The sequence below is a fragment of the Streptomyces sp. 3MP-14 genome (assembly GCF_006334905.2).
In the GTDB taxonomy this organism is placed as follows: Bacteria; Actinomycetota; Actinomycetes; order Streptomycetales; family Streptomycetaceae; genus Streptomyces; species Streptomyces triticirhizae.
This window is the reverse complement of the sequence record NZ_VDLZ02000021.1, coordinates 66345-79564: the sequence shown is the minus strand read 5'-3', so window position 1 is coordinate 79564 and position 13220 is coordinate 66345. Positions and strand designations below refer to the sequence as shown.

The following is a 13220-nucleotide window of genomic DNA, read 5'->3' as shown; positions in this document are numbered from 1 at the left end:
CCGCACGCTGGAGGAACCGCATGAGTTCGCTGTTCGAGCCGTGGACATCACGGTCGTTGACGGTGCCCAACCGAATCTGGATGGCCCCGATGTGCCAGTACTCGGCGGACACCTCGGGTCCCGACGTCGGCGCGCCCAACGACTGGCACTTCACCCACTACACCAGCCGCGCCGTCGGCGGCGCGGGCCTGGTGCTGTCGGAGGCCACGGCGGTCAGCCCCGAGGGCCGGATCAGCCCGGCCGACGCGGGGCTGTGGAACGACCGGCAGCAGGAGGCGTGGACCCGGGTGGTCGCGGCGGTCCGCGCGCACGGCGCGGTCGCCGGGATACAGCTGGCCCACGCCGGGCGGAAGGCGTCGACGCACCGGCCCTGGGAGGGCGGCGGGCCGCTGGGCGAGGACGAGGCGCCGTGGACCACGCTGGGGCCGAGCCCGGTGCCGTTCACCGACGGGTACCCGGTGCCGCACGAGCTGACCGAGGCGGAGATCGGCGAGGTCGTCGAGCAGTTCGTGGCGTCGGCCCGGCGGGCGCTGGCCGCCGGCTTCCAGGTGGCCGAGGTGCACGGCGCGCACGGCTATCTGATCGGCGAGTTCCTCTCCCCGCACAGCAACCGCCGCACCGACCGCTACGGCGGGGACTTCGCCGGCCGGACCCGGCTGGCGCTGGAGGTCGTCGAGGCCGTGCGCGCGGTCTGGCCGGACGAACTGCCGCTGTTCTTCCGGGTCTCCGCGACCGACTGGCTGCCGGAGGGCGGCTGGACGCCGGACGACACGGTGCGGCTGGCCGGCGCGTTGCGGGCGCGGGGCGTCGACCTGTTGGACGTCTCCAGCGGGGGCAACGCTGCCGGGGTCACCGTGCCGACCGAGCCCGGCTACCAGGTGCCGTTCGCGGCGCGGGTGCGGAGAGAGACCGAACTGCCGGTCGCGGCCGTCGGGTTGATCACCGAGCCGGCGCAGGCCGCCAAGATCCTGGAGGCCGGCGAGGCGGACGCGGTCTTCCTCGGCCGGGTGCTGCTGCGGGAGCCGTACTGGCCGCAGCGGGCGGCCCGGGAGCTGGGCGTGGCCGGGGCCCCGGTGCCGCTGCCGTACGAGCGGGCCCACTGAGCCGGCGGCACGGGCATATCGTTGCCCCGGCGCACGGGAGGCCCCGCGCGCCGGGGGGACGGCGGTGACCGCGACCCGGCAACGGACTGTCGGTGCTTGCCAGTAGGGTGACGGACCGTGGCAGCACGAGCATTGCATGAGATTGTCGAGCCGGGGTGGGCGAAGGCGCTGGCGCCGGTGGCCGAACGGATCGCGGCGATGGGGGACTTCCTCCGCGCGGAGATCGCCGCCGGGCGCACCTACCTACCCGCCGGACAGAACGTCCTGCGCGCCTTCCAACAACCCTTCGACGACGTACGAGTGTTGATCGTCGGTCAGGACCCTTATCCGACGCCGGGGCACGCCGTGGGGCTGTCGTTCTCGGTGGCGCCCGAGGTGCGCCCGCTTCCCGGCAGCCTGGAGAACATCTTCCGGGAGCTGAACACCGACCTGGGCCTGCCCAGACCCTCGACCGGCGATCTGGCGCCCTGGACCCAGCAGGGCGTGCTGCTCCTCAACCGGGCGCTGACAACCGCGCCCCGGCGGCCCGCCGCGCACCGGGGCAAGGGCTGGGAGGAGGTCACCGAGCAGGCGATCCGGGCGCTGGCCGCCCGGGGCCGGCCGCTGGTGGCGATCCTGTGGGGCCGTGACGCGCGGAACCTGCGCCCGCTGTTGGGCCCGGTGCCGGCCGTGGAGTCGGCGCATCCCTCGCCGATGTCGGCGGACCGGGGCTTCTTCGGCTCCCGCCCGTTCAGCCGGGCCAACGCGCTGCTCGCCGAGCAGGGCGCCTCCCCCGTCGACTGGAAGCTCCCGTGACGACCGGCCAGGACGGCGGCGCGGCCTGGGTGCTGGGCGTGGACTCCGGCGGCTCGGGCCTGCGGATCGCGCTGGCGCGCGCGACGGCCGACGGCGTGGCGCCGGCGGCCGGCGAGCGGCGCACGGACGAGCCGGTGCGCACCGGGCCCGGCGGGATCGACGCCGGCCATCTGCTGGCCCAACTGCTGCCGGCGGCACGGGCGTTGCTCGACGGCGCGGCGCCGGCCGCGCGGATCGACGCGGTCTGCGTGGGCGCGGCGGGCATGGCGACACTGGGCGGCCGGCTGCGCGCCGAGCTGCCGCAGGCGCTGGCCGCCGGGCTCGGCGCGCGGCGGCTCGCGCTGGCGGCGGACGCGGTCACCGGGTACGCGGGGGCGCTGGGCGAGACGCCGGGCGCGGTGGCCGCCGCCGGCACCGGGATGATCGCGCTGGGCACCGAGCTGCGCGGCTGGCGGCGGGCGGACGGCTGGGGCCATCTGCTGGGCGACTGCGGCGGCGGGGCCTGGATCGGGCGGCGGGGCCTTGAGGCCGCGCTGCGGGAGCACGACGGCAGGCCGGGCGGCTCGGCCGCGCTGCTGGCGCGCGCCGAGGCCGCGTTCGGGCCGATGGCGGGGCTGCCGGGGCAGCTCTATCCGCGCGCCGACCGGCCGGCGGTGCTGGCCTCGTTCGCGCCGGAGGTGGCGCGCTGCGCGGCCGGGCCGGAGCCCGACCCGGTGGCGGCGGGCATCCTGGCGGAGGCGGCGGCGGAGATCGCCGGGACCCTGGCCGCCGTCTGCCCGCCGGGCGAGGCGGGCCGGATCGCGCTCACCGGCGGGCTGTTCCGGCTGGGCGAGCCGCTGACCGGGCCGCTGGCCGGGGAGTTGGCGCGGCGGCTGCCCGGGGTCGAGGTGGTGGAGGCGGCCGGCGGGCCGCTGGAGGGCGCGCTGTTGATCGCGGGGCGGCTGGCGTTCGGCGCCTGCCGGCTGCCGGCCGACCCGGGACTGCTGCACCTGGTGGACGACCGGGGGTAGGCCGGGGCCAGCGAGCCGGGACGGCCGATGCCGCGCCTGCCGGACCGAGGTGGGACCGAGAGTAAAAGCGGGGGGCCGGTGCGTCACACCGACGTGCGGGATATACCGGGACACAAGCGCTTGGTGTGCCCCCGGGCGAACAGCCAACCACATCAAGGCATTAACATGCGGCGACATGAGCTCCTCGACAGGGCCAGCCTCCGGCCTCCCCGTACGTATGCCGCGCCCTCGCCAGTCCGGCCGTCACCGCAGGCCGGAGCCGGTTTCCGCGCCTGAGGGCGCGCCCCCGCTGGTGCTCGCCGTGCCCGGGGTGCCGTCGGCGGCGAGCCTGTCGGTGGCCGAGGAGGTGCTGAGCATCGCGCGCTCCGAGCTGCCTGGCCTGGACGCGCGGATCGGCTTCGCCGAGAAGACCGAGGAGGAACTCCCGGCCCTTGAGTCGGTGTTGGCGAGCGCGGACGCGGCGGCGTCCGAGGCGTCGGGGGCGCCCAGCGCGATCGTGGTGCCGCTGCTGGCCGGCCCGGACAGCGCCCAGCTGCGCGGGATACGGCAGACGGTGTTGAGCAGCGGCTCGGGGGCCGAGCTGACCGATGTGCTGGGGCCGCACCCGCTGTTGGCCGAGGCGGTGCATGTGCGGCTGTCGGAGTCGGGTCTGGCGCGGGCCGACCGGGCCCGGCTGTTCACGGTGGCGACGGCGGCCGACGGCATCGTGCTGACCACGGTGGGCGGCGAGGAGGCGGTGCAGACGGCCGGCATCACCGGCATGTTGCTCTCCGCGCGGCTGGCGGTGCCGGTGCTGGCGGCGGCGCTCGACGAGGAGGGCGCGGTGGCGGCCACCGCGAACCGCCTGTTGGAGGCCGGCTCGCGGCAACTGGCGCTGGCGCCCTGCCTGATCGGGCCCGAGATCCCCGAGGGGCTGCTGGAGTCGGCGTCCAAGGAGGCCGGTTGCCCGGCGGCCGAGCCGCTGGGGGCCTACCCGGCGATCGGCAAGCTGGTGCTCTCGACCTATATGACGGCCGCCGGCCTGGACCCGCAGCGCGCGGGCCAGCAGGGGCCGCTGCGCTGAGGCGCGCCCCGGGGCACGGGGCCGGCTCACGGGGGTGGGCTCACGGGGGTGCGGCGGGTGACCTTCTCCGTTCCTGGTCGAGGAGCGCGTCCAGGTCCCTCAGTCGGTCCAGGCCGCCGAGGGTCCTGGCCATCCGCCAGTTGTCGCCGAGCCGTTCGCGGTGCCGGTGGAGGAACGCCCAGTAGCCGGCGGTGAACGGGCAGGCCCGCTCCCCCACCCGCTCGTTCGGCCGGTAGGCGCAGGGGCCGCACAGGTCGCTCATCCGGTTCACATAGGAGCCGCCCGAGGTGTAGGGCTTGGTGGTCATCAGCCCGCCGTCGGCGTACTGGGACATGCCGACGACGTTGGGCAGCATCACCCAGTCGTAGCCGTCGACGAAGCAGCGGTGGAACCAGTCGGTGACCGCCGCCGGGTCCCAGCCGCGCTGGAGGGCGTAGCTGCCCAGCACCATCAGCCGGGGGATGTGGTGGGTCCAGCCGGTGTCCCTGACCTGCGTCAGCACGGTGCGCAGGCAGCGGGCGGTGACGGCGTCGGCGTCGAGTTCGAGGAACCAGTCGGGCAGCGGGTCGTGGTGGTCGAGCGCGTTGCGCCGGCGGTAGTCCTCGCCGAAGTGCCAGTAGAGCTGCCAGACGTACTCGCGCCAGCCGGCGACCTGGCGGACGTAGCCCTCCACGCTGTTGAGCGGGGCCTTCCCCGTGCGCCAGGCGTCCTCGGCGCGGGCGACGCACTCGGCCGGGTCGAGCAGGCCCAGGTTGAGCGAGGAGGAGAGCAGGCTGTGGCTCATCACGGGGTCGTCGGCCAGCATCGCGTCCTCCTGCGGGCCGAAGTCGGCCAGCCGGCGTCGGACGAAGCGGCGCAGCGCGGCGAGGGCCTCGCGGCGGGTGGCGGGGAAGCGGCGGGGGCCGTCCGCGCCGACGAAGGAGACCTCGCCGGCGCGCTCCCAGCGGTCGAGGTCGCGGCGGACCTCCTCGTCGATGGCGTCCTCGCGGGGGCGGTAGGGGGCGGGCAGCCCGAGGGTTTCGGCGTCGGACGGCGGCGGCTCGCGGTTGTCGTGGTCCAGGTTCCAGTGGTCGCCGGCGGGTTGGTCGGCGTCCATCAGCAGGTCGTGTTCGCGGCGGACCCAGCGGTAGAAGTCCTCTTGGCGCAGCGCGGCGTCGCCCTTCTCCTCGGCCCAGGCGCGGAAGGCGTCGAGGGGGACGAGGAAGCCGCGCGGCGGCAGCACGGTGACCTGGTCGAGCGAGGTGACCAGGCCGAGGGCGGCGCGGGAGGTGGGGTGGCAGACGGTGACGGGCCGGTCCCCGACCGCCGTGCGGAGTCCCTCGCGGTAGGTGTCGGCCCGGACGTAGGTGACGCGGTCGCCGAGTTCGGCGGCGCGGTGGCGCATCGCGGAGAGCACCAGGTGCGCCTTGGCGCGGTGGAAGCGGCGGCGGCGCAGCACGGAGCGGGCCTCGATCATCACCAGCGGGGCGTCGCGGGCGGGGCCGTGGGGGCCGGAACGGGTGAAGTGCGGCCCGAGTTGGTCGCCGAAGAGCCAGTGCGGGGTGTCGCTCATGGGTGCTCGCGGCGGGCTTCGGCGCATCTGGGTGGTGACGGCGGGGGCGCGGGTGGGGGCGCGGGCATGGCGGGCTCCTGGGTGGGGGCGGTGCGGCTCGCGGGTCATCCTCACCGAGCGGGGCGGCGTCGGCGTTCCGGCGCGCGGGTGGTCGGGGCGGGGACGACCGTTTGCCGGACGAGGCGCGGCCGGGTTCCGGTGGCTTCTATAGGCTGACGGGATGCCCGGTACCGAGGAGGAGGCGACCGACCTCCAGGCGTTCGCGCGCCAGTTGAGACGTGTCAACGGCGAGATCAACCGGCTGGTGCACGGCTTCGCGCTGGCCCGGGGGCTGCATCCGACGGACGTGCAGGCGCTGGCGGTGATCCTGGACAGCGAGGAGCCGTTGACGCCGGGGCGGCTGGGCGCGCGGCTGGGGCTGACCTCGGGCGCGGTGACGGCCTGTCTTGACCGGCTGGAGCGGTCCGGGCAGGTGCGGCGTTCGCGCGCCAGCGACGACCGGCGGGTGGTGCATGTGCACTATGTGGCGGACGCCAAGCCGGCGGCGCGCGAGTACTTCCGGCCGTTGGCGCGGGTGACGGAGGCCGTGCGGGAGCGGTTCGACGAGGCGGAGCTGGCCGTGGTGGCGCGGTTCCTGCGGGAGTTGGGCGAGGAGTTGGGCGAGCTGCCGGCGCCCCGCCGCTGAGGCCGGGCGTTCGGGGGCGGGCGCCCGGGGTGTCCGCACCCTCATATATCTTGATGATTGAGATTGTTTCTCGTCGAGTAAGTTCGCCGTCCCCTGGAGCACCTCATGTTCGGCAGCACACGAAGGACCGGGTGGCTGCTCGCCCTGGTCGTCCTCCTGCTCTGGCTCGGCGTCGGCGGGGGCCTGGGCCCGTTCGCCGGGCGGCTCGGCGAGGTCGCGACCAACGACCAGGCCGCGTTCCTGCCCGAGAGCGCGGAGTCCACCCGGGTGTTGGAGCGGCAACGGGCGTTCCAGCGGGAGGAGCCGCTGCCGGCGATCGTGGTGTGGACGGCCGACGAGGGTGCGGGCCCGCTGCCGGAGGCGGCGGCCGGCGAGGCGAGCGGGGCGCTGCGGTCGCTGGCCGGGGACGCGGCGGTGGCGGACGAGCCCTCGCCGGCGCTGCCCTCGGACGACGGGCGGGCGCTCCAGGGCGTGGTGCCGCTGGACCCGGAGCTGGACGAGGAGTTGGGCGAGGTCCTGGACCGGATCGTGGTGGCGGCCGAGCGGGTGCCGGGGACCTCGGTCCAGGTGGCCGGGCCGGCGGCGAGCCAGGCCGACCTCTCGGACGCGTTCGCCGGGATCGACGGACTGCTGCTGGGCGTCGCGCTGCTGACGGTGCTGCTGATCCTGCTGCTGGTCTACCGCTCGGTGCTGCTGCCGCTGGTGATCATCGTGGGTGCGGTCTTCGCGCTGGCGCTGGCCTGCGCGGTGGTCTACGCGCTGGCCGATCGGGACGTGGTGCGGGTGGACGGGCAGGTGCAGGGCATCCTGTTCATCCTGGTCATCGGGGCGGCGACGGACTACGCGCTGCTGCTGACCGCCCGGTTCCGCGAGGAGTTGACGGCGCGGGACGACCGGTGGGCGGCGATGCGGGTGGCGCTGCGCCGGTCGGCCGGCACGATCGTGGCCAGCGGGGCGACGGTGGCCCTCGGCCTGTTGGCGCTGCTGCTGTCGGACCTGACCAACAACCGGGCGCTGGGGCCGGTCGGGGCGATCGGGATCGGCTGCGCGGTGCTGAGCGCGCTGACGTTCCTGCCGGCGGCGCTGGTGCTGCTGGGGCGGGCGGCGTACTGGCCGGCGCGGCCGAGGCCGAGCGCCGGCGGCGAGGGGCATCCGGTGTGGCGGCGGGTGGCCGCGCTGGTGGACCGGGCGCCGCGCCGGGTGTGGGCGGTCACGCTGGTGGCGCTGCTGGCGGGCGCGGCCTTCGCGCCCACGTTGAACGCCAAGGGGGTGCCGCTGGACGAGATCTTCGTCAACGACGCGCCCTCGGTCGCCGCGCAGGAGGCGCTGAGCGAGCACTTTCCCGGCGGCTCGGGCAATCCGACGGTGGTGATCGCCGAGGCCCACGCGCTCGACGCGGTGGTCGAGGCGGCGGAGGCGACGGACGGGGTGGCCTCGGCCGCGCCGGTGAGCGCGTCGGGGCGTCCGGGCGGCGGCGAGCCGCTGGTGGTGGACGGCCGGGTGCGGGTGGACGCGACGCTCACCGACGCGGCGGACAGCGACGCGGCGCGGGAGACGGTGGTGCGGCTGCGGGCGGCGGTGCACGCGGTGGACGGCGCGGACGCCCTGGTCGGCGGCTACACGGCGCAGCAGTACGACACCCAGCAAACGGCCGGCGAGGACCGGAACGTGATCGTTCCGGTGGTGTTGGCGATCATTCTGCTGATTCTCATCGGCCTGTTGCGATCGCTGGTGACGCCGCTGCTTCTGGTGGCGACCGTGGGGCTCAACTTCCTGACCACGCTGGGGGTTTCGGCGCTGGTCTTCCAGGGGCTGTTCGACTTCGGCGGAACGGACTCCTCGGTGCCGCTGTACGGCTTCGTCTTTTTGGTGGCGCTCGGCGTGGACTACAACATCTTCCTGATGTCCCGGGTCCGCGAGGAGGCGGGCGAGCACGGCACGCGGGAGGGCGTGCGGCGCGGGCTGACCTCGACCGGCGGGGTGATCACCTCGGCCGGGGTGGTGCTGGCGGCGACGTTCGCCGCGCTGAGCGTGATCCCGTTGGCGTTCCTGGTGCAGATCGCGTTCATCGTGGCCTTCGGCGTGCTGCTGGACACCCTGGTGGTGCGCTCGCTGCTGGTGCCGGCGCTGGTGCGGGACCTCGGGCCGCGCGCCTGGTGGCCGGGGGCGCTGGCGCGCCGCGCCGAGCCTTCGGCGGCCGAGCCCTCCGGCGCGCGGGGGCGCTGAGCGGGCGGCACGCCGAGCGGGCGGCACGCGGCCGCGCCATCGCGCCCCCGGCGCACCAACCGTGATGAAGTGGCCGATGGCGGGACAAACGCCCCGGCGGCGGCCGCACGGTGCGGCGTCCCGGAACGTCGAGCGACGCGCGGAGGTGCCATGCGGCGGGTCAGGTCACGTGGCGGTGTGCCGGGCCGCCGCCCACGGACGGTGCCGGGCCCCAGCGACCATGTCGTGGTGGTGGGCGCGGGGCTCGCCGGGCTCTCGGCCGCCTGCCATCTGCTGGGCGCGGGACGGCGGGTGACCGTGGTGGAACGGGCGGCGCTGCCCGGCGGGCGGGCCGGGCGCTGGGAGCTGGGCGGCTTCGCGATCGACACCGGGCCGACGGTGCTGACGATGCCCGAGCTGCTGGCCGAGCCGTTCGCCGCGCTGGGCGAGAAGCTGGGCGACCGGCTGGAGTTGACCCCGCTGGACCCGGTCTACCAGGCGCGGTTCGCCGACGGCTCGCGGCTGGCGGTGCGCGCCGGGGCGGAGGCGATGGAGGCCGAGGTGGCCCGGTTCGCCGGCGCCAGGGAGGCGGTGGGCTACCGGCGGCTGCGCCGCTGGCTGACCCGGCTGCACGCCGCGCAGATGAGGCGCTTTGTCGACACCAACTTCGACTCCCCGCTGGAGCTGCTCCACCCCGACCTGCTGCGGCTGGCCGCGCTCGGCGGGCTGGGCCGGCTGGAGCCGCGCGTCGCGCGCTTCCTGAAGGACGAGCGGCTGCGGCGGGTCTTCACCTTCCAGGCGCTCTACGCCGGCGTCTCCCCCGCCCGGGCCCTCGCGGCCTACGCGGTGATCGCCTACATGGACACCGTGGCCGGCGTCTTCGCGGCGCGCGGCGGGGTGCACGCGCTGCCCCGCGCGCTGGCGGGCGCCGCCGCCGAGGCCGGCGCCGAACTCCGTTACGGCGAACCGGTGTTGGCGCTGGAGCGGCAGGGCGAGCGGATCGTCGCTGTGCGCACCCCGCACGGCCGGCTGCCCTGCGACGCCGTGGTGCTCACCCCGGAACCCGAGGTGAGCTACCGGCTGTTGGGCCGCCGCCCGCTGCGCCCGCTGCCGACGCGGCACGCGCCCTCGGCGGTGGTGCTGCACCTCGGGGTGCGCGGCGCCTGGCCCTCGTTGGACCACCACACGCTGTCGTTCGGCGCGGCCTGGCGGCGGACGTTCCACGAACTGACCGTCGCCGGGCGGCCGATGAGCGATCCCTCGCTGCTGATCACCCGGCCCACGGCGAGCGACCCGACGCTGGCGCCGCCGGGCCGCGAGCTGCTGTCGGTGCTGGCGCCCTGCCCCAACACCCGGCTGGGGCCCGGGCCGGAGGAGTGGCGGGCGCTGGCGCCCGGCTACCGGGACGCGCTGCTGGCGACGCTGGAACGCCGGGGCCTGGCCGGGCTGGGCGCGGCGATCGAGGAGGAGTCGCTGGTCACGCCTGCCTACTGGAGCGACCAGGGGCATCCGGCGGGCACCCCGTTCTCGCTGGCGCACACGCCGGCGCAGACCGGCCCGTTCCGGCCGCGCAACCTGGTGCGCGGCACCGTCAACGCGGTGCTCGCCGGCGGCGGGACCACGCCGGGCGTCGGCGTGCCGATGGCGGTGCTGTCGGGGAAGCTGGCGGCGGCCCGGATCACGGGCGGCGCGCGGTGACCCGGGCCGAGCTGGACGCGGCCGGGATCACGGACCCGGCGCTGCGCGCCGACTACGCGCACTGCCGGGCGCTCAACGCCCGCCACGGCCGCACCTACTTCCTGGCGACCCGGCTGCTGCCGCCGGAGCGCCGGCCGGCGGTGCACGCGCTCTACGGCTTCGCGCGCTGGGCCGACGACATCGTGGACGACCTGGGCGCGGCGGCGCCGGTGGCGGAACGGGCCGCCGCGCTGCGGGCGTTGGAGGACGAGCTGACCGCCGCGCTGGACGGGGCGGCCCGGCGGAAGGGCGCGCGGGGCACGAGCCCGGTGGTGCGCGCCCTGGCGCACACCGCCGCCCGCTACGGCATCGAGGCGCGGCACTTCACCGACTTCATGACGGCGATGCGCAGCGACCTGACCGTCACGGACTACCCGGACTATCCGGCGTTGCGCCGCTACACCCATGGCTCGGCGGCGGTGATCGGCCTCCAGCTGCTGCCCGTGCTGGGCACGGTGGCGCCGCGCGAGCGGGCCGCGCCGCACGCGGCGGCGCTGGGGGTGGCGTTCCAGCTCACCAACTTCCTTCGGGACGTGGGCGAGGACCTGGACCGGGGCCGGGTCTATCTGCCAGCTGACCTGCTGGCCGCGCACGGCGTGGACCGCGAACTGCTGCGCTGGAGCCGGGAGACGGGCGCGGACGACCCCCGCGTCACGGCGGCGCTGCGGGCGGCGACCGCGCTGAACCGGGAGGTCTACCGGGAGGCGGAGCCGGGGATCGCGCTGCTCGACCCGGTGGCGCGGCCGTGTGTGCGCACCGCGTTCGTGCTCTATCGGGACATTCTGCGGGCCGTGGAGCGGGCGGGCTTCCCGGTGCTGCGGCGGCGGGTGGTGGTGCCGCGCCGGCGGCGGGCGGCGGTGGCGCTGGTCGGGCTTGGCGCGGTGGCGCTGGCCAGGTCGCGGGCGGGGGCGGGCGCGGCCCGCCCGGCGGCCGGGGCGGTGGCGCGGTGAGCGCGGCGCCGGGGCGCTGGCCGCTGCGGCTGCGCCGCCCGGGCCGGCGGTGGGCGGAGCAGGAGCCGACCTGGCGGGCGGCGGCGCCGGCGCGGATCGCCGAGGCGGTCAAGCGGGCGCAGTCGCGGCCCTGGGGCAACTGGTATGTGGTGGGCGCGAGTTCGGCGCTCGGGCGCGGGCGCGCGCTGGGGCGCGTGGTGGGCGGCGCGGAGGTGGTGTTGTGGCGCGACGCGGAGGGGCGCCCGCGCGCGGGGCCCGGTGCGTGCCCGCACCTGGGCGCCCCGCTGGCGGGGGCGCCGGTGTGCGCGGGGGCCGTGGTGTGTCCCTGGCACGGGCTGGCGTTGGACGGGGCGCCGTTCGCCGGCTGGGCGCCGCTGCCGGTGGTGGACGACGGGACGCTGCTGTGGGTGCGGCTGGACGCGCTCGGCGGGGAGCCGCCGCTGCCGGCGCCGCCGGTGCCCCGACGCCCGCCGGGCGAGGGCGCGTTGACGGCCGTCTACACCGGTCTCGGCCGCTGCGAGCCGGAGGATGTGGTGGCCAACCGGCTCGACCCCTGGCACGGCGCCTGGCTGCACCCCTATTCCTTTGTCGACCTGCGGGTGCTGCCGTCGCCCGACGACGGTTCGGCGCCCGACGACGGTTCGGTCGGCCACAGCGGCTCGGCGGGCGACGAGGAACGGCTGCTGGTGGAGGTCTCGTTCCGGGTGGCGGGGCGGCTGGTGGTGCCGGTGCGGGCGGAGTTCAGCGCGCCGGGGCCGCGCACCGTGGTGATGCGGATCGTGGCGGGCGAGGGCGTCGGCTCGGTGGTGGAGACGCACGCCACCCCGCTGGGGCCCGACGCGGGTGGCCGGCCCCGCACCGCCGTGGTCGAGGCGGTGGTGGCGACGTCGCGCCGCCCGGGCTTCGCCCTGGCCCGCGCCTGCGCGCCGCTGCTGCGCCCCGCGCTGCGCGCGACGGCCGCCCGCCTGTGGCGGGACGACCTCGCCTACGCGGAGCGCCGCTGGCGGCTGCGCGCCACGGGCCGCTGGCCGGGCTGAGCGCCGACGCCCGCCCCGCTCAGGGCAGTTGGACGAGGTGCATCCGGTACTCCTCGACGGCCGGCAGCCGTTGGCGCGCCAGGTCGGCCAGCATCGCGCGGTGCCGGGCTGGCAGCGCGTCGTGGACCGGGGGCGGCAGCGAGGTCAGGGTGTGGGAGGCCAGGACCCGGCTGCCCGGCACCCAGTCGCCCACGACCTCGATGTCGGCGCAGCCCCAGCGCAGCCTGGCCTCGACCCGGCTCAGCGCGTCGTGCTCGTCCTGGGCCGCGACCAGGCCCGGGGTGTTGGTGTCCAGGGCGAGCAGGGCGCCGGGCAGCCGTCCGGCGAGGCGCCGCAGCAGGTCGCGCACCTGCGCCTCGTCGAGGAACGGGAGCACCGCCTCGGCGGTGAACAGGTGCGGGCCGTCGGCGTGTTGGGCGATCTCGGCGAGCCAGCCGTCCTCGGTGACCGAGGCGGCGAGCGTGGTGCGGCGCGGGGTGTCGGTGAAGAACGCGCGGCGCAGGGCGATGACGTCGGGGAGGTCCAGGTCGAACCAGCGGGCCCGGCCGTTGTCGGTCCGCTCGAAGCGGGTGTTCAGGCCGGTGCCGACCTCCACCACGGTGCCCGTCGGGTGGCGGTCCAGGAAGTCCCGGGTCCAGTGGTCGAAGAGCAGGGTGCGCAGCACGGCCCCGGTGAGGCTGGGCAGTCCGTCGAAGCGGGCGAAGTCGTGGTCGATCGCCTCGACCAGTTCGACGGCGCGGGGGTCGGCGAGCGCGGGGTCGGGCCCGGCGTGTTCGACGGCCCGTCCGTAGAGCGGTATCAGCAGGGTCTCCTGGACGACGCCGAGGCGGGGGCGGACGCCCGGGCCGTGCCCGGGGCGTTCGGGGGCGGTCATCGCTCCTCCCGGAACAGCACGTGCCGGCGGACCACCGGATCGTACTTGCGCAGTTCGAGGCGGTCGGGGTCGTTCCTGCGGTTCTTGCGGGTCACATAGGTATAGCCGGTGCCCGCCGTGGAGCGGAGTTTGATCACCGGGCGGATGTCGTCGCGAGCCATGCGCGCTACTATACGCAAACGGGAACCATGTTCAATAAGCGGCGGCCG

At 76.3% G+C, this 13220-nt stretch carries 12 protein-coding genes; 9 read left to right on the top strand and 3 right to left on the bottom strand.

What is annotated here, in order from left to right:
• Window positions 1-20: 20 nt before the first annotated feature.
• From FH609_RS28170 to FH609_RS28155, 4 genes are all read left to right on the top strand, one after another.
• Window positions 21-1103 carry an NADH:flavin oxidoreductase/NADH oxidase gene (locus FH609_RS28170; RefSeq protein WP_139674004.1) on the top strand — a complete coding sequence of 361 codons (1083 nt, stop codon included), beginning with the start codon at window positions 21-23 and terminating at the stop codon, window positions 1101-1103.
• 117 nt (window positions 1104-1220) lie between these two features.
• Window positions 1221-1898 carry a uracil-DNA glycosylase gene (locus FH609_RS28165; RefSeq protein ID WP_139674007.1) on the top strand — a complete coding sequence of 226 codons (678 nt, stop codon included), beginning with the start codon at window positions 1221-1223 and terminating at the stop codon, window positions 1896-1898.
• Window positions 1895-2908, top strand: a complete 1014-nt coding sequence (locus FH609_RS28160) for an N-acetylglucosamine kinase (RefSeq protein WP_226962013.1) — start codon at window positions 1895-1897, stop codon at window positions 2906-2908. Before FH609_RS28165 ends, FH609_RS28160 begins: the two co-directional genes overlap by 4 nt.
• Window positions 2909-3083: 175 nt before the next feature.
• Window positions 3084-3971 carry a hypothetical protein gene (locus tag FH609_RS28155; RefSeq protein ID WP_139674013.1) on the top strand — a complete coding sequence of 296 codons (888 nt, stop codon included), beginning with the start codon at window positions 3084-3086 and terminating at the stop codon, window positions 3969-3971.
• 40 nt (window positions 3972-4011) lie between these two features.
• Here the strand turns inward: FH609_RS28155 and FH609_RS28150 are convergent, their stop codons facing one another.
• Window positions 4012-5523: a cryptochrome/photolyase family protein gene (locus tag FH609_RS28150; protein WP_139674016.1), complete on the bottom strand. Its 1512-nt coding sequence runs from the start codon at window positions 5521-5523 to the stop codon at window positions 4012-4014.
• 220 nt (window positions 5524-5743) lie between these two features.
• Here FH609_RS28150 and FH609_RS28145 point away from each other — a divergent pair, with 220 nt between their 5' ends.
• From FH609_RS28145 to FH609_RS28125, 5 genes are all read left to right on the top strand, one after another.
• Entirely contained in the window at window positions 5744-6208 is a 465-nt protein-coding gene (locus FH609_RS28145; protein WP_139674019.1) for a MarR family winged helix-turn-helix transcriptional regulator, read from the top strand.
• 105 nt (window positions 6209-6313) lie between these two features.
• Window positions 6314-8434, top strand: a complete 2121-nt coding sequence (locus FH609_RS28140) for an MMPL family transporter (protein ID WP_139674023.1) — start codon at window positions 6314-6316, stop codon at window positions 8432-8434.
• A 150-nt stretch (window positions 8435-8584) separates the two neighbouring features.
• A complete protein-coding gene (gene crtI / locus FH609_RS28135) occupies window positions 8585-10111 on the top strand; it encodes a phytoene desaturase family protein (RefSeq protein WP_139674026.1) in 1527 nt (508 codons plus the stop codon).
• Window positions 10108-11100, top strand: a complete 993-nt coding sequence (locus FH609_RS28130; protein ID WP_139674029.1) for a phytoene/squalene synthase family protein — start codon at window positions 10108-10110, stop codon at window positions 11098-11100. The genes crtI and FH609_RS28130 overlap by 4 nt, the downstream gene beginning before the upstream one ends.
• Complete coding sequence (locus FH609_RS28125) at window positions 11097-12137, top strand: DUF5914 domain-containing protein (RefSeq protein WP_139674031.1); 1041 nt, start codon at window positions 11097-11099, stop codon at window positions 12135-12137. Before FH609_RS28130 ends, FH609_RS28125 begins: the two co-directional genes overlap by 4 nt.
• A 19-nt stretch (window positions 12138-12156) precedes the next feature.
• Here FH609_RS28125 and FH609_RS28120 read toward each other — a convergent pair whose 3' ends face one another.
• Both FH609_RS28120 and rpmG read right to left on the bottom strand, forming a co-directional pair.
• The gene (locus FH609_RS28120) at window positions 12157-13011 is read right to left on the bottom strand and encodes a class I SAM-dependent methyltransferase (RefSeq protein ID WP_139674033.1); all 855 of its coding nucleotides are present in this window, start codon (window positions 13009-13011) and stop codon (window positions 12157-12159) included.
• Window positions 13008-13172, bottom strand: a complete 165-nt coding sequence (gene rpmG, locus FH609_RS28115; protein ID WP_139674036.1) for a 50S ribosomal protein L33 — start codon at window positions 13170-13172, stop codon at window positions 13008-13010. Before rpmG ends, FH609_RS28120 begins: the two co-directional genes overlap by 4 nt.
• Between the last annotated feature and the right edge of the window lie 48 nt (window positions 13173-13220).